Here is a 24,777-nt window from a genome sequence, read left to right on the forward strand (position 1 = left end):
TCCTATCTTTAAGTTAAAAAGAGGTGCTGACCAAGGATATGATCAACACCACTAACCTTATGAATCAGTAGATTTATTTTCTAATTTACTTTCCAACTCTTTAACCTTTTCTTCTAGTTCATCTATATCCTGTCTTTGTGCAACATTCATTTCCAATAAGACAGCTTCTAGGGTTTCTTTATCTTGTGTGGATAGATTCGTATTTTTTTTCTGAATCAACTCTTCTGTGAGCTTTTTACCTTCGGATACTGTTAATTTACCATGACTGACTAACTTGTCGACCTGCTCAACAGCCTTTTCAACTGCAATAGCTGTAGAACCGACTCCAATCAATAGTGCTTTTTTTATGTCTTCTAACATACGATAACCCCTTTCTTTATTTTACATTATCATTATATCACTCATCTTGTCTAATGTCAGATATTAGTATCCTACCAGTTTATGGAATGCTGTTCCCTGCTGCACTATAGATGTCGTACCATTCTTTTCGTGTCATTCTTATGTTTGTTGCTTTCGAATAATTTTTTATACGTTCCGGTGTCATTGTCCCTAAGATAACTTGCATTTGCGCTGGATGTCTAAGAATCCAAGATATTGACATTGCTTCATTATCCAAGCCATACTTTTCGCCAACTTCTGACAGCTTATCGTTTACTTTTTTATAGTCAGGATTATTTAAAAATACACCCTTTTCGCCGTGAACGGGAGACCAAGGTTGGATAGTCATGTCATTAAGACGACTGTAATCCAGGACTGCACGGTCATGGTCAATAGCATTCCCATCTTTCGTGTTTACATTGATTCCAGCATCTACCATTCCAGTGTGCATAACGCCAAATTGGAGTTGATTTGCAATCAATTCTTGATTCACATACTTTTTCAAAAGTTCAATTTGTAGTGGGCTGTGATTACTTACACCAAAATGTTTTACTTTCCCAGATGAATGCAATTGGTCAAACGCTTCAGCCACTTCTTCGGGTTCAACTAATGTATCGGGACGATGGAGTAGTAAGGTATCCAAGTAATCTGTTCCTAAACGCTTTAAAGAACCTTCTACTGACGATATAATGTGTTCTTTAGAAAAATCATAGAACCCGGCTCTTATACCTATTTTACTCTGCAAAAGTATCTCGTTTCTATTTATGGATGTTTTTTTCAAAGCCTCTTTAAATCGTACTTCAGATTCTCCTTTACCATAAATGTCTGCATGGTCATAGAAATTAATGCCTTCATTGTGAGCTGTTTCAATCACTTTTTTAGCATCGTTTGTATCAAGCTCAGACATACGCATACATCCTAAAGCGATTTCAGATACACGTAAATCTGATTTACCTAATTTAATTTTTCTCACGTAAAATCCCTCCATGTAAATAATAGTTTCATTCTACTCCATATTTATATAAATTGCTAAACTTAAACAGAAAAGAAACATATTTCTGTCTACTCTTTATAACAAAACGATTACACTAACATTACAAAAAGATTACTTATATTAAATTAACCTATTTGTGACTAAAAAGTGTCAATTTGTATTGCTTTTTATTTTAAATGATCTAAAATAGTAATTGTAACATCTTGTTCACACTTTTTTGAAATTCTTAAATCGAGTACATACACTCACCCTTGGACTTTTGAAAGGAGTCATGAATCATGATTACACTATACGTTTCTCCAAGCTGCACATCTTGCCGAAAAGCGAAAGCATGGTTAGAAGAACAGAAGTTACCTTTTATCGAAAAAAATATCTTTCATGAACCATTAACGAAACAAGAAATCAAACAGATTCTTAGTCTGACAGAAGAAGGAACAGGGGAATTGATTTCCTACCGCTCTCAAGCCTATCAGTCACTAACTATTGATATTGAAGAGCTAACAATCAATGAATTACTCGATTTATTTACAGAACAGCCTAGCTTGATTCGTCGTCCTATTCTAACGGATGACAGAAGACTGCAGATTGGATACAACGAAGAAGAAATAAGATGTTTCCTTCCCCGTCAAGCAAGAGAGGTTAAATTGGCTGAAATTCATCGACAACTAGCACGAGCCGAATTAGGATAAAATACAAAAGAGTAGATATCTACTCTTTTGTATTTTTTTTATCATCATACTGATTATTATAGCTTTTATTTATTTCTTCATTAGTTGAGTCATTTTGTTTTGTCTCCACTTTAACTTCTTTTGTAGGTTTCTCTCCTTCTGTCATTTGATCTTCATTCTCTCCCAATACTTGTTGTTCATATTCTTCTTGGCTATAGAAAAAAACATTATGAATTATTTTCAATATAGGTCTCATCAAAAGAAAAAAGCTAGCGAATATAAAAAGATAAAGCCCTAGTCGGTTTTTATCTGTAAATGTCTGAACTAAACTTCCTGTTAAATACAGTATACCAGTGAATAGATCATTAGCCAGAGAGATAATTGTATAATAGTTCTGAAAATAAATTCTGAAACTACCCAACTTAAGGATTATATCTTCATCCTTACCCGGATGAACCTTATGTTCTTTTTTTTCAATTTCAGGTTTTTTTGGTTTAAATAAGTCTTTTGACCCCATACTCACTTCACCTTCCATCAGTATGTTATATACCTAGGATAGCAAAAATGAAAGCGTTGTTCATTGATTTAACCTTATGCTTATTTTGTTTGGCAAACACTCAAATGCTCTATACTTAGTCAGTCTTTTATACTCCTATCAAAAAAGAACCCAGAGTATTCTGAGTTCTTTTTTTAATATTATTTTTTATTCATTCGTGATGAGTTCTAAAGGTGCTGCAATGTATTCATCAATTTCTTCTCCATCAAAATACTCAAACGCTGTTTCCATTGCAATTCGTCCCATTTCTAATGGCTGTTGAGCAATCGTAGCATCCATACGTCCAGCTTCAATCGCTTCTATTGCATCATCATTTCCGTCAAAGCCTACAACCACGATATCCTCTGCCAAACCTGCAGCCTCAATTGCTTCAAGAGCACCTAAGGCCATTTCATCATTTTGTGCAAAGATAGCTTCAACATTTTCATTACTTTGAAGCATATTTTCCATTACAGTTAAGCCTTCTGAACGGTTGAAATTTGCTGTCTGACTGTCTACAACATCTAGTCCGTCTTCTGCAATGTTCATGAATCCTTCTCCACGTTCACGCGTGGCTGAAGCTCCCGGCACTCCCTCTAATTGAACAGTAGTTGCACCTTCACCTACAAGATCAATAATGTACTGTGCAGCCATTTCTCCACCTTCAACGTTATCAGAAGCTACTAAAGTAACAACCTCTCCACCTTCAGTTGAACGGTCAATTGTTATAACGGGAATTCCTGCACTATTTGCTGATTCAATTGCAGGCTCGATTGCAGCAGAATCAACTGGATTTATCAGTAATACATCTACATCTTGTTGAATAAGATCACTGACATCATTAAGTTGCTTGGCTGTATCATCTTGAGCATCAACTGTGCTTACTTCTGTACCTTCAGATTCAGCTGTATTAACGACTCCTTCTTCTAATGAAACAAAGAAGGGATTATTTAAAGTCGATACAGATAAACCAACAACCATATCATTTGGATCAATATTCTCAATTTCTTCTTCACCATTATCTTCCGTATTACTTCCTTCTAAGCCCGTTGTTCCACATGCTCCCAATAATAGTGCAGACGTAGCAAATAAAGCGACAAATTTTTTCATTTTCTTTTCCTCCTAATATTTTTTAATATTAATCATTTTTTCTATCTAATAATACAGCGATGATAATAACAATTCCCTTAACAACTTGTTGATAGAAACTTGATACTCCAATTAGGTTTAAACCGTTATTCAATGTACCAATAATCAGGGCACCGACAAGGGTTCCAAATAAGCGCCCTCGTCCACCTGATAGACTAGTTCCCCCAAGAACAACCGCTGCGATTGCATCCAGTTCGTAAGACGTTCCTGCTGTTGGTTGAGCTGAGTTTAACCTTGATGTTAAAATCATTCCAGATAATGATGCCATAAATCCCGAAATGGCATACACAGCAATCTTAATTCGATCACTTTTTATACCTGCAATATATGAGGCATTTTCATTCCCCCCTATAGCAAATGTTTTTCGTCCAAATGTCATCTTATGCAAGATGACGAATAGAATACCAAAGGCAATAGCCATCAACACAACTGGGAAAGGGATCCCGAATATATATCCTTTTCCAATAAACTGAAAGAAAAAGCTGTCACCAATACCTGTTATCGGATTTCCATCTGTATAAACGAGTGTCAAACCACGATAGATTGTCATCGTTGCAAGTGTTGCTATAAACGGTGCTGTTTTTCCTTTTGTGATAACGACACCATTAACCGCTCCTAATAACGCCCCCATGATTAATGCGCCAAGCGTTGCAATAACAGGATTCCATCCTGCCGCTATCATTCCTGCACCTAATGCACCACTAAGTGCTAAAGTTGAACCTACAGATAAATCAATTCCGCCAGTGATTATAACGAATGTCATTCCAAAGGCAATGAGGCCATTAATCGATACTTGTCGTAATAAATTCAAGATATTACCTACTTGAATAAAATTAGGATTCATAATTGTTACAAATACCATTAGTACAATCAAGGCAAAGAACGGGCCTAATTTTCTTAACATTTCACTTCTATTCTCTTTTTTCTTAGATACACTGCTTGCTTCTGTACTCATTTGGATCCTCCTGTCGCTAAAGTCATAATTTTTTCTTCCGAAAGTTCTGTTTTATCTAGTTCTCCAGCTATACGCCCTTCATGAACAACAACTACACGGTCACTAATTCCTATTACTTCAGGTAAGTCACTAGATACCATAATAATACCAACACCACGCTCTGTAAGCTCTTTCATTAACATATAAATCTCACGCTTTGCACCGACATCGACACCTCTTGTAGGTTCATCTAAAATCAGAACACGCGATCCGGCACCAATCCATTTAGCTAGTACTACTTTTTGTTGGTTTCCTCCAGATAATGTTTTTACTGGCACCTCTCCACTTACCGTTTTTACAGTGAGGCGCTTGATCAATAAATCTGCAAAATCTTTTTCCTCTTTTGTATTGATCCATCCAGAACGGCTAAATTCACTTATAGAAGGGAGAGATATATTCTCTCTGAGTGAATCATCCAATATCAACCCTTCTTCTTTACGGTTTTCTGTTAAAAATCCTATACCTTTTTCTATGGCATCTGCAGGTGATTTTATGGTTATTTCTTCGCCATCCAGCATTATCTTTCCAGATTCTAACTTGTCTATGCCGAAAATACCACGCATAATTTCTGTCCTTCCAGCTCCCATCAGCCCTGAAAAACCAAGTATTTCCCCCTCGTGAATTTTAAAATCAATATTATTGAAATCTTTTCCATCACTAAGGTTTTCAACTTCAAGCAAGACATTACCATTGTCTGTTTCAATATCTGGATAATAATCTTCAAGATCACGTCCAACCATTTTTCTTACAACTTCATCATTATCAGTCTCTGCTGTTGCTTTAGTGTCGACGCTAACGCCATCCCTCATTACTGTTATTCTATCACTTATAGCAAATATTTCTTCCATCCTATGTGAAATATATATAATAGCAACATTTTTTGCTGTTAACTTTTCGATTGTATCGAATAGTACTTTTATTTCACGTTCTGTAAGTGCCGCAGAAGGTTCATCCATGATAATAACTTCAGCATTTGACATAAGTGATTTTGCAATTTCAACTAACTGTTGTTGACCAACAGACAGTGTCCGCATCTCCCTATCCAAGTCAACAGTTACTCCTAAATCTTCAAAAAGTCTATGCGCAATCTTTCGCATTTCTTTTGTTTTTATCCAACCCCAACTTGTTTTTAGCTCTCTTCCCATAAAGAGATTCTCTAGTACAGTTAAGTCCGGCCAAGTAATCATTTCTTGATGAATAAAACTGATACCATTTTCTTCTGCTTCTTTAGGATTTTCGAAGGTTCGTTCTTTTCCATTGATGATTATTTCTCCTGAATTATATTTATGTAAACCTGTCAGGATATTCATCAACGTTGATTTCCCAGCACCATTCTCTCCCATTAAAGCATGTACTTCGCCTGATTTAATATCTAAATCTACACCTAATAGGACTTTGTTACTTCCAAAGCTTTTAACAATCTCTTTCATTTCGATTTCCATTGTTTACACCTCCTAAAAAATAACACCGGATTGTAAAATTATATTTGAATAGGGTGTAGCCTCGCCGGTTCGAATAACAGCCTTCACTTTTTTTGATTGCTGCTTCAATTCATTATGCGAGAACCACTCCACTTCTATATTATTCATATATTTTTTTATATTTTTTAATTGTTCTTGATTGCTATCTTGTATTTCATTTGCCAAAATATATTTTTCTACTTCCATTTCTTTCAAAATGACGCTTAATACATCACTAAATTTCGGCTTGCCCAACTCAACTGCTAAATCAATTTTTTTTATGCCTTCTGGTATTGGTAGCCCAACATCTGCAATCATTATTTGATCTGTGTGACCTAGATCAGCAAATATTTTACTTATCTCACTATTCAATATGCCATTTTTTTTCATACAGTCTACTCCCTTTCATCTCTTCTATTGTCGGTATCCCTGATTGTGCCCCTTTTTTCTGTATTGATAATGAGGCTGCTAAATTGCCAAACTGAATACTTTCTTCAATAGACATACCATGTGCCCAAGCTACCCCGAAGGCTCCATTAAATGTGTCGCCTGCGCCAGTTGTATCAACTGGCTCTACTTTATTCGCCGGGACAAGTTTAACTTCTGTTCCGTCATGGTAATATACTCCTAGAGAACCTGAAGTAATTAATAATTTATTCGGATATCGAACCAGAACAGCTTCCATTTCCTCTCCAGGAAATAAAACAGAAAACTCTGTTTCATTCGGTGTAAAGAAACTAACTTTTTCAAGGGCGTCTTTGCTGAGCTTTCTAGCCGGCGCTGGATTATACAAAACAGGCGTACCAATCTTAAAACAAATATCTATCAGTTCCTCAATCGCTACAGCGGGGACTTCATTCTGAATAATAACTAAATCACTTTCTTTGAAGGTATTCTGAATGTCATTAATGCGTGTAGCTGTCAAAGCATTGTTAGCCCCAGGGATATAGATAATGCTATTATCACCATCCTGAACAGTTATCATTGCAGAACCTGAAGGCAAATGTGTAACCCGTTCCACATTGTCGGTAAGAATCTTATTTTCTTTTAAATTATTTATAAGATCGTCAGAAAAAGTATCTTCCCCAACTGTGCCTACCATAGAAACTTCCGCTCCTAATCGTGCTGCCGCAACAGCTTGGTTTGCTCCTTTCCCCCCAAAAGCTGTCGATAAATTCTGCCCCTCTACGGTTTCTCCAACATTGGGTCTTTGCTCTGTTTCAATAATAAAATCGGTAGATATACTACCTACAACTGTAAGTTTAACCATCTATATGTCCTCACCTTCTATTTGTCTCTTAGTGAACCTCGTATAATTAAATCTGGATCTAGTTTTATACGCTTTTTGTCTATTTTATTCTTACCGATTAAACGTATTAATAAATCTGAAGCCTCATAACCAAGTTTAAATGCTGGTTGAGAAATCGTTGTCAATCCTGGATAGACAAGTCTACTAAATGGAATATCGTCATATCCAATAACCTGAATGTCTTGCGGAATGCGTAATCCTCTTTTTTGAGCTTCTTTCATTATCGCTAGTGCAAATAAATCATTACTAGCAAGTACACTATCTACTTTTTTGTATTTTCTAAAGATATTTTGAGCCGCTTCTTCTGCTTCATCAATTGTAAATGATTGTGTTTGATATATTTCATATTCTACATCAGTGGGGTTTAAAACAGATAACATTCCTATTAACCGGTCAATTGATCCCGGAACTGACTTTGGTCCTGCAATGATAAGAACTTTTCCAGGTTCTCTATCCATAATTGCTTGAGCGGCTAAGATTCCACCTTTTATATCATTTGTGTATACGGCATAATCATCTTCTTCTAGTACTCGGTCGAGCATAACAATAGGCATCGCATGCTTTTGGCTCCAAGTCCCTTCAACAGCCGATAAAACACCTGCAACATTCTGTTGGCCAAAGAGCGTCATGTAATCTTGACCTAACTCACTTCCTTCTTCAACATTACCAAAAATCACACTATAACCATTTTCACGTGCGTTTTCTTCAATCCCTTTCATCAAGAGAGGAAAATAAGGGTTAGATATATCTGGTAATAAGAGGCCGATCATTTTGGATTTTTTCTGGTATAAAGAGCGCGCTACTTCGTTCGGATAATATTCCAATGCTTTTATTGCATTTTCAACTTTTTTTTGTGCTTCTTCACTCACATATCCATTTTTATTTAGCGCCCGAGAAACCGTCGCAACTGAAACACCTGCATATTTCGCTACTTCTTTGATCGTTGCCATTTTTCTCACCTATTCTACAGCTCTCTATATTACTTTAGCGATTACCATTTATAGTGTAACAATGTGTAACCGATTACACGTTTATAATACCACATGCTTTTAAAAATGCAAGCGTTTTTCTTTTTTTATTTTAATTTGGTTTACTTTTTATTTTTTCTAGCTTCAATTTACTTTTTATAAAATCGATTTTAATAAAATAAAATTAAAGAAGCTGGATAAAAACACCAGCTTCTTTGATTCCACTATTAATTTCCCGCATGAATTTCTCTTATCCTATGCATTTCTTTAATAGGTTCAGATAACTCTTTATATAGAGTAACTAGCGACTGATACGCTTCAGTATGACCTTTTATCGGCTCTATTACTTCTTTCATTGTATCAACATATTTTAGTTTTTCTGTTTGGTTTTCTTCTATTAAAACTGCCCCTAAGCAAGAACTCTCGAATTGATTAGAAATGATTATTTGTTTGCCAAACACATCTGCTGTCATTTGCTTCCATAATGGGGAATGCAAAAATCCGCCTGTTACTTTGATAGCTTCAGCGTTACCTCCTATTGTTTCCAGGATATCTAGTACTTCAAATAAATTTAACAAGACACCTTCCATAAGTGCTCTTATAAAGTGCCCTTTTGAATGTATGATATCAACACCTACAAAATGAGCTCTAAACGATGAATCCCAAAGAGGCGCTCTTTCTCCATTGAGGTAAGGATAAAAGAGTAATCCATCAGATCCCGGTTGAATATTCTCAGCTAAACTATTCATCTTTTCATAATCAAGAGAAAAAATATCCGCTAACCACTCAAATGTATTTCCACCATTATTAACTGCTCCTCCGACGACCCACTTATCTTTTTTTAAATAATAACAAAAAGTGCGTCCTTCTGGATCTAAAATAATACGATCAGTGACCATCCGTATTGCGCCACTAGTCCCCATTGTCATTGCTACTTCATTTTGACCAATAGCACCTAATCCTAAATTAGCTAAGCAGCCATCACTTGCTCCGATCACTATACGTGTTTTAAGTGAAAGTCCTGCCTCAAAATAAGTCTTCTTTATGTGTTTTTCGAAAATATAATTTGTATCGACTGGATTAGAGAGCATATCGGAATTAATACCAATAAAACGCAATACGTCCTCGTCCCACTTCAACTGTTCCAAGTTGAATAGCCCTGTAGCTGAAGCTATAGAATAATCTATTTTCCACTCGCCTGTGAATAAATAAGTGATATATTCTTTAACGCCTATTATCTTTACAGCCTTATGTAACATACTGGGATTATTCTGCTTCAGCCACAATACTTTACTGAAAGGTGACATAGAATGTAGCGGGGTCCCGGTTCGCTTGTATATCCAGTCTAGATTTTCATTTTTTAATGTCTTCTGTAATGTTTCATTTGAGCGATTATCTGCCCAAGTATAAAGAGGGGTAAGCGGGTTACCTTTCTGATCAATAAGCATAACACTGTGCATAGCACTGGAAAAAGATACTGTCTTAATCATACTTTTTATTTCTTCACAATCATCAACTATTGTTTTTAAAACGGATAGCACCGCATGAACAATCATTTTTGGATCTTGTTCTGCCATATTTTTCTCTTTTCGAAAAGTAGGATAAGCTTGAATGGCCGAGTCTTTCACTGTTAAATTCTCATCGTATAAAACAGCCTTAGTGCTGGTCGTTCCGATGTCTATTCCTATTTTATAATCCATTTATATACTTAGTCCTCCTTCCTTTTGATAGTATGCCCTCCAAATGCATAACGTAAGGAAGAAACTACTTTTTCTCCATATTTATCTTTATCCATAGAGGAATACCTGGTCATTAATGATTGAGCTATTACTGGAACAGGAATTTGCAGTTTCAGTGCTTCTTGAACTGTCCATTGGCCTTCTCCAGATGAATGAATAACCCCTTCAATATCATCTAAATTAGCATCTTCTGAAAAAAAGTCAAATGCTAGTTCCATCAGCCAACTCCTAATAACAGAGCCATTATTCCATACCTTAGCCACTTTAGCCATATCGTAATCATATTCAGCGTGTTCTAGAATATTAAAGCCCTCTCCAATGGATTGCATCATTCCATATTCCACACCATTATGAACCATTTTCAAATAATGACCGCTGCCACTAGGGCCCGCATATAAATAACCATCCTTTACATTCACTGACTTGAATATATTTTCAATTTGTGAAAAGGCATTTTCGTCTCCGCCGACCATCATGCATGCACCATTAAGAGCACCTGAAACGCCACCTGAAGTTCCTACGTCAAAAAAATGTAAGTTTTCCTTTTCACACTCTTTCCCTCTTCTTTTCGAATCTTCAAAATGAGCGTTTCCACCATCAATAATATAATCTCCAGGTTGTAACTGTCTCTTTACCTTTTGAAAAACGGACTCTGTTATTTCACCAGCTGGCAGCATCATCCATATTATTTTTCGTTTAGTAAATTTAGACATTAATTTTTCTATTGTTTCTACAAATTCAATATTTTTAACATTAACTTCTTCTTTTAAGGTTAGGTCTGTATCCATACCAAAAACTTTATATTCTTGATTTGCCATATTTTCAGCTAAATTAAGTCCCATTTTTCCTAAACCTATTATTCCTATTTCCATTCGTATTCCTCCCGATTAACTCATGAATAAAGGGCTGGACGAAAGCCAACCCTTTTTGTGCTTATACTATATAGCTTGTTTTTATCAAATCACTATTATGTTAGTTCTGGCCAATATTCGCTGTTAGCTGTTATCAAGTCATCTAAAATATCTTTCGCTACTTTAGCACTTGGTATAGTTTTTGATAGCGTGAGTGCTTGCCACAACTTTTGATAACTACCTTCTATATAGGCTTCAACAACAAGTTTTTCAACTGTTAATTGCTGGAACATCATTGCATGTTCAAATGCAGGTATTTTTCCTTGAGTCAATGGTTCAGGCCCATTATTTCCTACTATACAAGGCACTTCTACCATTGCATCATCTGGAAAATTAGCAATAGCTCCATTGTTTTCAACAATCATCAACATTCTTTCATGAGTATTAAAAGCAATAGCACGAGCTAAGTCCACAATGAAAGATGCATGACTGTCAATATGAAAGCCGCTATCTACAGCAGTACCTTTTTCAATAATATTTCTTGCTGCTGTGAATACCTCTTTTTCGCGTCCATCCATCACTTCATTTGCACGAGTGAATTTTTCGTTTGAATTAGCCACTTCATAGTCCGGGTATAGGTAATATTTTAAATACGTATTTGGTAGATAGCTCGGATTAACTGCTAAAAGATCCTTTGCTTTTTTATGCGTATCCTGCCAACTCTGATCCATATGTTGAGTGTCTACTTCTACCTTTGTTAAGTAGCCATTTTCAGAAACATAATCCTTTATTTGATCAATATATTCATGCCCTTCTTTATCTTTGACACTTGTCCACCAACCAAAATGATTCAATCCAAAATATCGTACTTCCAATTCTTCAGGTTGTTTATTTATAATTTGAGACATTCGACGTAATGTTCCTACTGGCATATCACAAATATTCAGAACTTTTGATTCAGGTCTTAACACACGACATGCTTCTGCCACTATGGAAGCTGGATTAGAATAATTTAGCATCCAGCAGTCTGGCGAATACTCTTCCATATAATCAATTATCTCTAACATACCCGTTATACTACGCATGCCGTAAGCTATTCCGCCTGGCCCGCACGTTTCTTGCCCAATCACGCCATGACGTAATGGGATTTTTTCATCTTTTTCACGCATTTCGTACTTTCCTACACGAATATGAGCCATACAGAAGTCTTTATCTGTGAATGCTTCTTTAGGATCGGTTGTGTAAGAGAATTTCAATGCCGGAGCTTGCTCTTTTAACAATATTTTCAAAGCTTGACCAAGTTGTGCTTGACGCTCTTCATCATTATCGTATAGAACTAATTCGCCTATTGGGAAACGCTCCATGTTGTCCAACATCATCATAACAATACCTGGGGTAAAGGTACTTCCCCCACCTGCAATAACTACTGAAAACTTTTTCATATTTTTATCATCCTCACTTATATTTTTAATTTACTCTTCTATCGGTTGTCGATTCAACACTTCATCAACTGACTTGCGAATTTTTGTCACTTGTAGTCCATATACAACTTGCACATTATTCCCTTTTCTCATTATGCCACTTGCACCTGTTTCATTTTTCAAAGTCTGTTCATCAACAATGTTAGGATTTTGTAAAGTCAGACGTAGTCGCGAGTAACAATTTGTTACTGTCTCAATATTTCCATCCCCACCAAGCGCAGTAATTATCATTTGTGCTATTCCTAAATCTCCAACAGGTTCATTCTCCTTGGCTTTTTTCTCTTTATAATCTTTTTTAGAATATAAGCGGGTTTCTCCGCCTTCATCTTCTCGACCAATCGTTTTATAATTAAACGCCTTAATCAAGAAGCTAAATAAGAAGTAATAGATAGCAAAGAATAGTAAGCCTACTGCAATATACATTGGCCATCCTGTTCGGTCTACACCTAATGGAACATTGTACAATAAGAAGTCCATAAAGCCATTAGGTCCTATAGCTCTTACATTTAAAAGATTTAATACAACCATACTTAGTCCACTTAATCCAGCATGAACTACAAATAATAAAGGGGCTACGAACATAAAGGCAAACTCAATAGGTTCGGTTACTCCAGCAATAAATGATGTTACAACTGCTGGAATTAAAATTGCTTTAGCCTTAGCTTTGTTCTCAGGCTTGGCTCTATGATACATTGCTAAACATGCACCAATCAGACCAAACATTTTTGAAATACCACGCGCATCCCAAATGACACTAGGTGCTAGTAAACCACCATCTGGATTAGCAATTTCTGCAAAGTAGATATTCCGGGCTCCTTCAAAAACTTCTCCTGCAACTTCTGTTACTCCGCCTAATTCACTATATAAGAAAGGCGTGTATACTAGGTGATGTAAACCAGTAGGTATTAGAAGGCGTTCGAGTGCTCCATATAAGAATATACCGAAGTTTCCACTTTGATTTATCATTAATCCCAAATTGCTAATGCCGACTTGGAAATAAGGCCAAATTGTAGTAAATAATATAGCTAATAAAGTAACTACTGGAATCAAAACGATAAACACAAATCGTGATCCACCATAAATTTGAAATGCATTATTAAATTCTTTATCTGCATAACGATTATGTACAATAGCGGTTACAATTCCTAAAATAATACCAAGAAAGACTCCCATATCTAGTATTTGTACCCCTAACACTAGCGTCTGTCCCGTCCCTTGTAAGTTTCCTTCAATCAACATACCCTGAATATCCATAAAACCATTCATTGCATTGATGAATACTAAATAACCAAGTAACGCAATAAAACCAGCTTCAGATTTTTTCTTATTAGCTAAACCGACTGCCAAACCGACTGCAAAAACCAGTCCTAGATTTACTAAAATTGAAACCAGTGACCCTGAGAGTATAGTTCCAAACCCTTTTGTAACTGGATTATCTAAAAATGGCAATACTTCAAGTAAACGTGCATTTGTAAATAAATTACCCATTGCAATTAAAATACCTGCAATAGGTAAAATCAAAACTGGTATAAACATTGCTTTAGAAAATTTTTGCATCATATCCATTATCTTTTCTTTCATGATTTTGTCCCTCCAATTTTTCAACTGAATTCAGTATATAGAGAAAGCGTTTTAAATAAAAGGCTTTCTCTATATCAAAAAACGTGTTTCGCAAACACGGAACACGTTTCATTAATTACTATTCTATTCGGCTGACTTACGCTTTACATTTTTTCTAGCATCTATAAATTATAAGTATTTTCACGCATATATTTAATAAATTAAACATCATTTATCTCATTCAAATAACTGCTAAGAAGATATTCGATTAAAAGTAAAGTAAATGGGAAAAATGTATTTGGCAATAAATTTCTATCATCAAGTTTATGTTGATCAGTAATTTTAAAATTTAGATCACTCAATTCACCTAAACGATTGACTGACTCTTTAGTAAAAGAAACAGTGTAAATCCCAGAATTTTTGGCAGTGTGCATTTTGTCCAACACTCCTTGAGTTTCGCCGGATTTTGAAATGGCTACAAAAGCACCTATATTTTTTAAATTATTTTCTAAAACACCTATAGAATCTAAAGAAGTAGCAATGATCACTTGTTTTCCTAATAGCAACAACTTCTTATATAAGTATTCTGCTGTGATTGCTGAAAACCCCGCTGCATAAATAAAAATGAATTTATCTTCTAATAGAAGGACTTTTTCTATAAAAGTGTCAACTTTATCTTTTGTATTATGCTTCATAATTAGTGAGCGATCAATTTTAAAAAAATCCAACTCTTCATCCACTTCTTCAGCATTAACTAATGGCAATAAATGATAGTATAAATCAATAAAACCTGTATATCCTAATTTTTTTGATAATCGTATAACACTTGCAGGTGAAGTGTAATTATCTTTAGCTATCTGTCTAACACCTTTTTGAAGAACAGTATCCATATTATCTAAAATATAGGTAAGTAGGTGTTCATCCATCTCTGAAAGTGCTACTCCCTGAGTGATTTTTGTTATATCAATCACAGTTATCTTCTCCCCATTTTATATGTCATCATAAGTATAACTAAAATAACTAAAAATAAAAATATGAATAATAAAGCTAAAACGATTAATTAATTTTAGACAAAAAAATACGGACAGTTTGGCCTGTCCGCATAGTTGCAACCTATAAAATTAGGTGAGGTTCACGTTCACAGCGTGAATGACTCCGATACCAACTTCCTGTTGTGATGGTTTAACATCTGTATCCTGCATGAAGTTTCCACAAACAGTGGAAACATTCGACTCATCGCATAAAAGTATTATAGCATACTTTAGTTGACTTCACAATATTTTTTTATTGAGTACAGTTTCAAGCCATGCCTTTGCGATAAAACCATGACCGGCTATAGTCGGATGTACACCATCCTCACCAGTGTAGTAGCTGAACCCATCTTTTATTCCTTGTGCATTTAAAAGACCATCTAGCGGGATTATTTCTGTTTGATATTCCTTTGCCATTTTCCTAACAATTTGAATGCGTGGATCCAGATCTTGACGCCAATCCATACGATTTTTTGGATAAGGAAGGACGAAAGGTTCCATTAGAATCACTCGTGCATCCGTACGTTGATGTAGAGATTTCAGTAAAAAACGATAATCCGCTTCAAATCTTACTCGTTCACTTTCCGTTACTAAATGTTTGTTATCTTGATTTTTCCATACATCATTTATACCGATTAGTAAGGTGACAATATCTGGTTGGCTCTCTAGACAATCTTTTTCCCATCTCTCCTTTAAGTCACTTAAGGTGTCTCCTCCTATACCTTTATTGATATAGGCAAGCCGCTTTTGGGGCATACTCGTTTGAAGATATCCAGAAATAAACAATGGAAATCCCCTTCCCAAATCTGCAGAGTCATTTCTGTCTCGACCACAATCCGTTATACTATCTCCAATAAACAACAACGTATCCTCACGCATTATTTTCATTATGGATGCTCCTTTATAAATTTTAAGCGCACTACATTTACATACATTGAAAGCGATAAAACAATTTAACTCCAACATCTTGACTTTATTTTCCTGGACTTTTAACTTTTCGTCAAGTAAAAAGTCATTTACTAACTCTTAGTGAACAATTAGTAACCAATTAATGAGTAAAGGTTTACATACCTAATAACATAATAGATAAGTCGCAATCTTTTCATATATTTAGTATTGACATCTCTTTTTGTATGCGCTATCATTATAAATAGAAACACAGTTAGTAGCAATACTACTCGTTTTCTTTTTCATAAAATCATCTCCTTTCTATGCAGGCGCCTTTGCGGAAACAAAGGTGCTTTTTTTGTATTTTTTTATTCTTCATAAATTTCTAGTGGTAACCCATCTGGATCCTTAAAAAACGTAAAGTGTTTCCCTGTATTTGCATCTACCCTTATCTCTTCACACTTTATTCCTTTTTTTTTAAGTCTTTTCACTGCTTTACTAACATTTTCCACACTAAAACAGAGATGTCTAAGTCCAGCTGCTTCGGGACTAGTCGGTCGTTTGGGAGGTGATGGAAACGAAAATAGTTCAATTTGACTCCCCCCTACTTTTAAATCACATTTATATGACTTTCTTTCTTCTCTGTAAACTTCATTGATAATAGGAAATTCGAGTAATTCTGAGTAAAAATGTTTTGATTTTTTGTAATCACTCGCAATGATGGCCACATGATGAATTGTGTTGAACATAATGTATCTCTCCTTAGCCTACTTAGTATTTATCTTATTAATTACTTAAAATAAAAAGGCAGTACCCAAAATCACTTTGGATACCGCCTTTTACTCTTATGCGCACGAGAAGACTCGAACTTCCACGGGGCATCTGCCCCACCAGCCCCTCAAGCTGGCGCGTCTACCATTCCGCCACGTGCGCTTTTAGCCTAACAAAAGTATCTTATCAGTCTCGCTCGTGATTGTCAATATCCTTATTGTAAAATATGCATGATCGTTATGATTTCTGTTATTATATGTTAAAGTAAAAAAAGATTATATAGATTATAAATTCTAAAAGGAGAGACGTCAAAATGATAAAGAATGTCGTATTTGATATGGGAAATGTTCTGATCAACTATAAACCAGAAGCATTCATACAGTCTTTCACGTCAAATGAAAAACACCAGCAAATGTTATTAAATGAGATTTTTTATTCTGACTTATGGCAACGGTATGACCGGGGTACGATTTCAAAAAATGAAATCATTAAGAAAGCCTCAACTAACCTGCCAGAAGCACTACATTCTTCCGTATCGGAAATCATGGATACATGGTACGAAAAAATGACCCCCATCTCCGAAATGGAAACGATTCTAGAACATCTTAAAGAAAATGAATACCAGCTCTTTTTATTTTCAAATGTCTCCCAAGATTTTAAATACATTAAACATATCGTTCCTGGTTTAAATTATTTCGATGGCTTATTTATTTCTTCAGACTGGAAAAGTCTTAAACCAGAAGAAGAACTCTATCAGAATTTCTTTGATCACTTTGACTTATTGCCGTCTGAATGCTTCTTTATTGACGATTTGGAGGCAAACATTAAAGCTGCTGCCACTTTCGGCATGAATGGTCACGTTTTTGATGGTGACATTTCGAAGCTAAAAAATCATTTCTATAAATCAAATATATATATTTAATAGTGATAGACAGCCGATGAGTAAGGTCATTGGCTGTCTATTTTTTCAATAAGTTGGAATTTACCTTTACACTTGGCGCAGACAAATCTTTCTGTATTGAAACGACGTTGTCTTTTAGCCACTGCCCCACACCGAAGACACTGATATTTAAGAAGTCGTTTCTGTTCACTTTTCTCTATCAAGGACGGGGTATATCGTAAGCCACCCACTTTTTGAAGGAGTTGCTTGAATGCTTTATCCTTATGCTGATAACCATGACCACTCAAATGCAAGTGATAATGGCATAATTCGTGCTTTATAACTCCAATAAATGCGGTTTCCCCAGCTTTTTCTAAAACCTTTGGATTAAAGTCTAAATCATGTGTTTGAAGATGATACCGGCCCCCTGTCGTTTTTAATCGTTTATTAAATGTTGCCTTGTGATTGAACGGTCGATCAAAATGTTGCAGAGAGACTTCTTCAACCAATTGTTGTAAATTTTCTGTTTCCATAAAGTTACCGCCTTTTATACAAAAGAGGCCAATATTTTTCTTGGCCTCTTTAATAACCTTTTATTTATTTGTATCTTCAATCATGCTGAGTGCGATACGACCTTTATTCAAATCTACAGAGTCGATCCAGACTTTGACGATATCACCGACCGCAACAGCATTGCTTGGATGCTTAATGAAAGAATGACTTAATTTTGATATATGGACTAAGCCATCTTGTTTCACACCGATATCCACGAAGGCACCAAAGTCAACAACGTTCCTTACTGTTCCTTCAAGTTCCATGCCTTCTTTTAAATCTTCCATTGTTAATACGTCTGTGCGTAATAGTGGCGCTGGCATATCATCACGCATATCTCTTCCAGGAGCAACCAGTGCTTTTTTGATATCTTCGATTGTTTCAGCACCAAGTCCTGTTTCATCGCTTACCGATTCATCTTCAACTAGTTCCAAACGGGCTTTTAAATCAGTTGATCCTAGACTCTCTTTTGTCAAGCCTGTCATTTCAATCATCTTTTTGGCTTCTTTATATGTCTCCGGGTGAATACCTGTATTGTCAAACGGCTCTTTACCGTCAGGAATACGAAGGAAACCAACAGATTGCTCAAAAGCTTTAGGTCCAAGTCGCTTCACTTTTTTTAGTTGAGAGCGATTAGTGAATTTACCGTTTTCTTCACGGTAGGTCACAACATTCTCAGCTGTCGTTTTAGTTAGACCTGAAATATGTTTCAATAAAGCTGCACTGGCAGTATTAACATTTACGCCAACCTGGTTGACCACGACCTCGATGACAAAATCCAACTGATTACTTAATTTCTTCTGAGAAACATCATGCTGATACTGCCCCACACCGATAGCTTCCGGATCGATTTTGACAAGTTCAGCCAAAGGATCCTGTAGTCGCCTGGCAATACTAACGGCGCTTCGCTCTTCCACTTGTAAGTCAGGAAATTCACGACGCGCTTCCGTACTAGCTGAATAAACAGAAGCCCCGGCTTCGTTCACAATAACATAAGCCACTTTTTTATCTACTTCTTTAAGTGACTGGGCAGTGAACGTTTCCGATTCACGACTCGCTGTTCCATTACCGATAGCAATAGTATCAACGTCATATTTTTTCACCATGTCCAGGAACTTTCCTTTGGCTTCATGGCGTTTAGCAGCTGAAGCCGGCTTATGTGGATAAATCACATCAATAGCCAAGACTTTTCCCGTCGCGTCAATAACTGCTAGCTTACAACCTGTCCGATAGGCAGGGTCCAATCCTAAAATGACTTGATCTTTTAAAGGCGCCTGCAAAAGCAGATTTTTAAGGTTCTCTCCAAAGACATTGATTGCCTGTTCTTCAGCTTTTTCAAAAAGGTCACTTCTTATTTCACGTTCGATTGCCGGTCCGATAAATCGTTTATAGGCATCACTTATTGCCTCTTTTACCTTTTCAACCGCCTCTGTCAGTTCACCGTCAGGCAATTCCTGACGGTTCATGTAGCGATTGATGTAGTCCTCATCTACGTCAATACCGACCGAAAGAATGTCTTCCTTCTCTCCACGGTTCAAAGCTAGTATACGATGAGAAACCAGTGTATCCAAAGATTCTGAGTAATCATAGTACATCTCGAAGACGCCTTTTTCATCAGCCTCTTCATTTTTTGCTTTAGAAACGATTTCACCTTTATTGTAGGTGTATTCACGGATCCACTCACGATACGTTGGATTATCAGAAATGTATTCCGCTATGATTTCATGAACGCCTGCCAAGGCCTCTTCTACTGATGCTACATCGTTTTCTTCGTCGACGTATTTTTCAGCCTCTTCGTTTAAAGGAGCAGTTGGATACGTCAGTACCCATTCAGCTAAAGGTTCCAGTCCTCTTTCCTTTGCAATCGTTGCTTTGGTACGTCGTTTTTGTTTATAAGGACGGTACAGATCCTCCACACGCTGCATCTGATTGGCAGCCTTTATTTCCTTTTCAAGTTCAGGCGTCAACTTGCCTTGTTCTTCAATGGAAGCCAACACGTCCGACTTACGTTTTTCAAGATTAGTCAGATAGGTGTGTCGCTCTTCAATCTCTCTGATTTGGACTTCATCCAATGAATCGGTCGCTTCTTTACGGTAACGAGCGATAAAAGGGACCGTATTCCCGTCATCCAGCAAATTCAGTACTGATGTGATCTGCTTTTTCGTGTATCCTTTTAAACCTTTGATCAGTAAATTTAATACGTATTTATCTTCTTCTGTCAAAACGATTCATCTCCAATACTTTTGTTCACCTCACTTAGTTTATCATAAATTTTCTCAAAAATAGAGTGCTAACTTCTTAGTATCTTTCTTCACTGCTTATAGAAGACACGACTTTTGAAAGAGCTATTGGCTTTAATCCTAATAAGTGCATACTCGCGTGGTTGGAGTCAGCTGAGTTCGACATTCCACTTTTTCATCTACTAAAAAAGAGTGAACCCAGAATCTGGCTTCACTCTTTAAATATCAAAGGTTACAATACTTCTTTCTAACTGATTTCTCAGGCGTTTATCTCTCCAATGTTTACTGCTTCCTAAGCAAGGCGAGATAAAGGTTCTATCTTCTTCACTAATCACCTTCCTGAAATGAACATGCCCCATAATGCTATATTTTATAGATTCAAAGTCTTTATATACGGATTCATAACTTTTCGCCCCAAGAAAAGCATTGGCAAAATCATAAATACGATGCGGCAATGGGACAACAAACGCCTCATGCGTTGCAACATGCGTCATTAATATAATGTTTTTATCTTTTACAGACTCCAAATCTTTATAAAGCTGATCCAGCATCTCTTTACTCACTTCTCTATCCTTTTGATGCCAGTCAACAAAGTGTAAATCATTCCACGAAGCAAAGCCGTATTTCTTTTTTTCAAACTGAGCTTCGGTATATTTTTCATGATTGCCATAGCCATAATCATACCAGCCGGGGGTTCCAACGACTACCCAGTCTCGATTTAATTCATATGGCTTCCCTATGAGCGAGTATTCTTGCTTATTAAAAAACTGATTAATTTTATGACTATCCGTAACCTCGTGGTCTTTAGCCCAGTAGTCATGATTCCCGGGAACGAACTTTACAACAATCCCGCTTTCATTCATTAGTTCCTCTATAAAAGCATGACTTTCAAGATAGTGATTGGAGATATCTCCTGCAATGAGAAGTACATCCACAGCTTTCTCTTTCAGCATAGTCACGAGTATTGAGAGGGTTGTCTCACCTTCGTCAAAAATCCATTTATTTCGATCGATGTGTAAATCAGATACTGTACCTATTCTCATGTTTACTATGAATCCTACTTTCTTAAGTGCTCGGAAAATGCATAGCCTTTGTTATCCACTGTGTAATGGTCTACTATACCATTTTTGTCAAAAACGACCCCATGCATCGCTCCACCGTAGACTGCTCCGCCATCGATACCAATTTTCCTATCTCCGGCAATCCAAATATCAGTATTCTTTTTTTCTGTATTCAGCATAGCAGTCACTGTATGGCCAAACACAAATGTTTTGTTCGTATGATTGGGTTGATCATAAAATCCCTCTCTAATCCACACATAATCACGTTCTGTAGAATCTCGCCAGTCACTTAAAGTCAAGTCCACTCCAGCATGAACAAACACATAATTCTCCCACTCATATATAAAGGGTAAGGATTCAATGAAAGGTTTTAGCCAAGGGGCTTTAGCTTGTAAACTTGCGGCCAACTCAACGACATCATACTCTCCCTCTTCCATATCAAGAAAAGACTGAATCGTTACCATCCCACCATTCATTTTGTAATTAGGTGCAGCATATTGTGGCTTATTCATGAAATTCAAAAGCATCTCCTCATGATTACCTCTTAAACAAATAGCATCATACTTTTCTACAAGCTCCTTGGCTAATTCAAAACATGCTTTAGGATTTTCTCCTCTATCTCCTAGGTCTCCAACCAAAACAAGTTGTTCTTTATCAGGGTTCCAGTACTCGAGAATCTCTTTAAACATTGTAATTTGTCCATGGACGTCACCGACAGCAAATAATTTATTCTTCATTTGAGTCACCCCTTCTAGGTATCATTCCTATCATTTCCCATACATTCAGTTTAACACATATCAAATCAGCACACTAAATGCCCTTCCATATACCATACACAAGGTACTCAATATCACTCTTTCTCATTATGAAAAAACGAGCAGGCCCTATAGGAGGCATCTACTCGTTTTTCATATCTATTCATTGAATCTTACTCTTATTAAGTAGAAGTACACTGTCTTCTACTTTTAAATTAAACCAAGGATTACAAAGTTAAAGATAAACAGGGCTGTGGTTGCCCATAAAACGGGATGCACAACTCGAATTTTTCCTTTAACAACTTTTGTGATGATGTAGAATAAAAAGCCAGCCGCAATACCATAAGATATACTGTAAGTGAATCCCATGAAAATTGATGCGAAAAAGGCGGGTATAGCCTCTTCTAAATTATTCCAGTCGATTTCTGAGAAAGCAGACATCATAAGAATACCGACAACAATTAAAGCCGGTGCTGTTGCGGCTCCAGGAACAATAGACATTACTGGGGAAAAGAAGGCGGTAAGCATAAACAACGTTCCAGTAGTCAAACTAGTTAAACCTGTACGGCCACCGGCTCCAATGCCAGCTGTACTTTCGACAAAGGTAGTAACTGGAGATGTTCCAAACACAGCCCCAATTGATGTAGCGACTGTATCGGCAAGCAAGGCTTTCTCCATTTTGGTATTAAGTCCATTCCCTTTTCCCATAGCTTTTTCATCTTCTAGAGTGAATATCCCTGCTTTACGGCCAGTACCAATAAAGGTTCCAATCGTATCAAAGATATCTGTTAGCGTAAACGCAAAAATTGTAATAAGTATGAGTGCATATCGTGATGGATCAGCTAATAGAGACCCTAGTCCTTGCGAGCCAAATGCCGCTCCAAAGGTCGTTCCTAGTTCTCCAAATGCAGATAGAATAGAGTTAGATGGATTGCTCAACCCAGACAAATCAGTGACACCCATGGGTATACCAATAACTGTTGTCAAGATAATCCCAATCAAAATGGCTCCCTTAACTTTAGCAACCATCATTATTATCGTTACGACTAAGCCGATCAGTGCTAGCAACGCATATGGATTAGTAAAGCTACCCATATCAGGAATAATTCCGCCACCGGTCACTACTGTATTAACCGCGCCACTGATTTCTTTTCCAGCCGTATACGGTTCGTTATTTACAGACAGAATCGACTGCCCTTCTGAAGTGAATGATAAGAGCTCTGCATTTTTCAGTCCAATGTAAGCAATAAATACGCCAATTCCACCACCAATCGCATGCTGGAGTGTTTCAGGTATGGCATGAATAATTTTCTTTCGAATTGAGGTTACTGTAATAAGTATACCAACGACCCCTGTCAAGAAAACCATGAACAGCGCTTCCTGCCAAGTAAAACCGAGTGCAAAGACAACGGTGTAAGTAAAGAATGCATTTAATCCCATTCCTGGTGCTTGTGCATATGGTACATTAGCGTATAGAGCTAATATGAGTGTTCCAACAGCCGCTGAAATGACGGTAGCTAGAAATACAGCCTGTGTTGGCATGCCGGTCAAAGCTAAAATTTGTGGATTAACAAATATGATATAAGACATGGCGAAAAATGTTGTTAATCCTGCTGCAATTTCTGTTCCTACTGTGGTGTTGTTCTCTTTCAAATGAAAGAATTTTTCTAACAAAGATAAAACCCTCTTTCATAATTTTTCTCCATTTCCGTGGAGTTACTCTAAAGGGTTATCTAATAAAATAATGGGTAAAATAGATGTAAATAAAAAAAGACAGTTCCCCGTCTTTAATTAACTACATCATAAACAATACATATTGTTTAATCTAATAGTCAATCCTTTAAGGGGATTGGTAGAAACTATAGCCCATATCGCTAAATTATATTAGATAACACTTATTAAGATGAGTTAATCATAATATATCATGGTGTAAAAAGCAACGAAATACGTAAATTTAATCAAACTATTATCAAAACCATTCGTTTATAAGCTAAAAACGAATGGTTTTGATTATGAAAACCTTAACAACAACACAGAAAACGAACGATAGTCGATTGAAAAATTTTGAATACCTTACAGATGTATTTTACACCTTTATATAAACATGAAGATTTTATGATTTTATATCATATGAATAGATTGAGCTCCTATTAATGTGTATACTTAAGAGTCAAGTCCATAATCTTGTGTAAAATACTATACAATGCTTTTACCTTTCTTAACCAACTCTTTGAGCTGATTTTATTAACAGAAAAATCTTATATTCAGACCTAATCGGTCCGATAAAAATACAACTTTTTTTAATTAATCGAATGATTCGAAATATATTTTCTTGTGGAACTGAGCCATTCTTCACTCTTATCCATTAAAACAGCACCGATTAATCGATTCGCTGATGCATGATTGGGAAAAATTCGGATCACTTTTTCTCGTCGTCGAACTTCTTGATTTAAACGTTCAAGAAGATTCGTGCTTTTTAAGCGATTATGACCTTGCCCTGCAACAATATATTG

The 24,777-nt window shown here is 36.3% G+C and carries 24 protein-coding genes, 1 tRNA gene and 1 riboswitch; of the genes, 2 read left to right on the top strand and 23 right to left on the bottom strand.

What is annotated here, in order from left to right:
* Positions 1 to 57: 57 nt before the first annotated feature.
* Together BMX83_RS04050 and BMX83_RS04055 are read right to left on the bottom strand one after the other, a co-directional pair.
* A complete protein-coding gene (locus BMX83_RS04050; protein WP_091633728.1) occupies positions 58 to 360 on the bottom strand; it encodes a phasin family protein in 303 nt (100 codons plus the stop codon).
* Between the two features lie 79 nt (positions 361 to 439).
* On the bottom strand, positions 440 to 1,351 hold the full coding sequence (locus BMX83_RS04055) for an aldo/keto reductase (protein ID WP_091633730.1): 912 nt from the start codon (positions 1,349 to 1,351) through the stop codon (positions 440 to 442).
* Positions 1,352 to 1,650: 299 nt separating this feature from the next.
* Between BMX83_RS04055 and spx the strand changes: the two genes are divergently transcribed.
* The gene (gene spx, locus BMX83_RS04060) at positions 1,651 to 2,061 is read left to right on the top strand and encodes a transcriptional regulator Spx (RefSeq protein WP_091633732.1); all 411 of its coding nucleotides are present in this window, start codon (positions 1,651 to 1,653) and stop codon (positions 2,059 to 2,061) included.
* 19 nt (positions 2,062 to 2,080) lie between these two features.
* Here spx and BMX83_RS04065 read toward each other — a convergent pair whose 3' ends face one another.
* From BMX83_RS04065 to BMX83_RS04135, 15 genes are all read right to left on the bottom strand, one after another.
* Complete coding sequence (locus tag BMX83_RS04065) at positions 2,081 to 2,557, bottom strand: YrhK family protein (RefSeq protein ID WP_177170492.1); 477 nt, start codon at positions 2,555 to 2,557, stop codon at positions 2,081 to 2,083.
* 186 nt (positions 2,558 to 2,743) lie between these two features.
* Positions 2,744 to 3,685 (bottom strand): D-ribose ABC transporter substrate-binding protein, encoded by a 942-nt coding sequence (locus BMX83_RS04070; RefSeq protein WP_091633738.1) that lies wholly within the window; start codon positions 3,683 to 3,685, stop codon positions 2,744 to 2,746.
* Between the two features lie 28 nt (positions 3,686 to 3,713).
* The gene (locus BMX83_RS04075; protein ID WP_091633740.1) at positions 3,714 to 4,679 is read right to left on the bottom strand and encodes an ABC transporter permease subunit; all 966 of its coding nucleotides are present in this window, start codon (positions 4,677 to 4,679) and stop codon (positions 3,714 to 3,716) included.
* Positions 4,676 to 6,160 carry a sugar ABC transporter ATP-binding protein gene (locus tag BMX83_RS04080; RefSeq protein ID WP_091633743.1) on the bottom strand — a complete coding sequence of 495 codons (1,485 nt, stop codon included), beginning with the start codon at positions 6,158 to 6,160 and terminating at the stop codon, positions 4,676 to 4,678. The genes BMX83_RS04075 and BMX83_RS04080 overlap by 4 nt, the downstream gene beginning before the upstream one ends.
* A gap of 12 nt (positions 6,161 to 6,172) precedes the next feature.
* The gene (gene rbsD / locus BMX83_RS04085) at positions 6,173 to 6,568 is read right to left on the bottom strand and encodes a D-ribose pyranase (RefSeq protein WP_091633745.1); all 396 of its coding nucleotides are present in this window, start codon (positions 6,566 to 6,568) and stop codon (positions 6,173 to 6,175) included.
* Positions 6,543 to 7,448 carry a ribokinase gene (rbsK, locus tag BMX83_RS04090; protein ID WP_091633748.1) on the bottom strand — a complete coding sequence of 302 codons (906 nt, stop codon included), beginning with the start codon at positions 7,446 to 7,448 and terminating at the stop codon, positions 6,543 to 6,545. The genes rbsD and rbsK overlap by 26 nt, the downstream gene beginning before the upstream one ends.
* A 17-nt stretch (positions 7,449 to 7,465) precedes the next feature.
* Positions 7,466 to 8,437, bottom strand: coding sequence for a LacI family DNA-binding transcriptional regulator (locus BMX83_RS04095; protein WP_091633751.1), 972 nt, complete (start codon positions 8,435 to 8,437; stop codon positions 7,466 to 7,468).
* 245 nt (positions 8,438 to 8,682) lie between these two features.
* Complete coding sequence (locus tag BMX83_RS04100; RefSeq protein ID WP_091633753.1) at positions 8,683 to 10,155, bottom strand: gluconokinase; 1,473 nt, start codon at positions 10,153 to 10,155, stop codon at positions 8,683 to 8,685.
* A gap of 8 nt (positions 10,156 to 10,163) precedes the next feature.
* Positions 10,164 to 11,066, bottom strand: a complete 903-nt coding sequence (gnd, locus tag BMX83_RS04105; RefSeq protein ID WP_091633756.1) for a phosphogluconate dehydrogenase (NAD(+)-dependent, decarboxylating) — start codon at positions 11,064 to 11,066, stop codon at positions 10,164 to 10,166.
* A gap of 95 nt (positions 11,067 to 11,161) precedes the next feature.
* Positions 11,162 to 12,487, bottom strand: a complete 1,326-nt coding sequence (locus BMX83_RS04110) for a 6-phospho-alpha-glucosidase (protein ID WP_091633759.1) — start codon at positions 12,485 to 12,487, stop codon at positions 11,162 to 11,164.
* Positions 12,488 to 12,517: 30 nt separating this feature from the next.
* Positions 12,518 to 14,107, bottom strand: a complete 1,590-nt coding sequence (locus BMX83_RS04115) for a PTS transporter subunit EIIC (protein WP_091633762.1) — start codon at positions 14,105 to 14,107, stop codon at positions 12,518 to 12,520.
* A gap of 200 nt (positions 14,108 to 14,307) precedes the next feature.
* Positions 14,308 to 15,057: a MurR/RpiR family transcriptional regulator gene (locus BMX83_RS04120; protein WP_091633765.1), complete on the bottom strand. Its 750-nt coding sequence runs from the start codon at positions 15,055 to 15,057 to the stop codon at positions 14,308 to 14,310.
* Between the two features lie 300 nt (positions 15,058 to 15,357).
* Positions 15,358 to 16,005, bottom strand: a complete 648-nt coding sequence (locus tag BMX83_RS04125; protein ID WP_091633767.1) for an SGNH/GDSL hydrolase family protein — start codon at positions 16,003 to 16,005, stop codon at positions 15,358 to 15,360.
* Positions 16,006 to 16,373: 368 nt separating this feature from the next.
* Entirely contained in the window at positions 16,374 to 16,754 is a 381-nt protein-coding gene (gene gloA2, locus BMX83_RS04130) for an SMU1112c/YaeR family gloxylase I-like metalloprotein (RefSeq protein ID WP_091633770.1), read from the bottom strand.
* A 99-nt stretch (positions 16,755 to 16,853) separates the two neighbouring features.
* A tRNA-Leu gene (locus BMX83_RS04135) sits at positions 16,854 to 16,938 on the bottom strand.
* A 151-nt stretch (positions 16,939 to 17,089) separates the two neighbouring features.
* Here BMX83_RS04135 and BMX83_RS04140 point away from each other — a divergent pair.
* Positions 17,090 to 17,698 (top strand): HAD family hydrolase, encoded by a 609-nt coding sequence (locus BMX83_RS04140; RefSeq protein ID WP_091633773.1) that lies wholly within the window; start codon positions 17,090 to 17,092, stop codon positions 17,696 to 17,698.
* A 26-nt stretch (positions 17,699 to 17,724) separates the two neighbouring features.
* On the opposite strand, the gene BMX83_RS04145 is transcribed toward BMX83_RS04140, so the two are convergent.
* The 6 genes from BMX83_RS04145 to BMX83_RS04170 form a co-directional block, all read right to left on the bottom strand.
* Positions 17,725 to 18,189 (bottom strand): SprT family protein, encoded by a 465-nt coding sequence (locus tag BMX83_RS04145; protein ID WP_091633776.1) that lies wholly within the window; start codon positions 18,187 to 18,189, stop codon positions 17,725 to 17,727.
* 60 nt (positions 18,190 to 18,249) lie between these two features.
* Entirely contained in the window at positions 18,250 to 20,430 is a 2,181-nt protein-coding gene (locus tag BMX83_RS04150; RefSeq protein ID WP_091633779.1) for a Tex family protein, read from the bottom strand.
* Between the two features lie 236 nt (positions 20,431 to 20,666).
* Positions 20,667 to 21,491, bottom strand: a complete 825-nt coding sequence (locus BMX83_RS04155; RefSeq protein ID WP_091633782.1) for a metallophosphoesterase — start codon at positions 21,489 to 21,491, stop codon at positions 20,667 to 20,669.
* A 14-nt stretch (positions 21,492 to 21,505) separates the two neighbouring features.
* Positions 21,506 to 22,246: a metallophosphoesterase family protein gene (locus BMX83_RS04160; RefSeq protein WP_091633785.1), complete on the bottom strand. Its 741-nt coding sequence runs from the start codon at positions 22,244 to 22,246 to the stop codon at positions 21,506 to 21,508.
* Between the two features lie 228 nt (positions 22,247 to 22,474).
* Positions 22,475 to 23,938, bottom strand: coding sequence for an NCS2 family permease (locus BMX83_RS04165; protein WP_091633788.1), 1,464 nt, complete (start codon positions 23,936 to 23,938; stop codon positions 22,475 to 22,477).
* 135 nt (positions 23,939 to 24,073) lie between these two features.
* Positions 24,074 to 24,171, bottom strand: a riboswitch (purine riboswitch).
* 393 nt (positions 24,172 to 24,564) lie between these two features.
* On the bottom strand, positions 24,565 to 24,777 hold a 213-nt coding region (locus BMX83_RS04170; protein WP_177170493.1), incomplete at its 5' end, for a transposase.

This window comes from Alkalibacterium gilvum, from assembly GCF_900109085.1.
Lineage (GTDB): Bacteria > Bacillota > Bacilli > Lactobacillales > Carnobacteriaceae_A > Alkalibacterium > Alkalibacterium gilvum.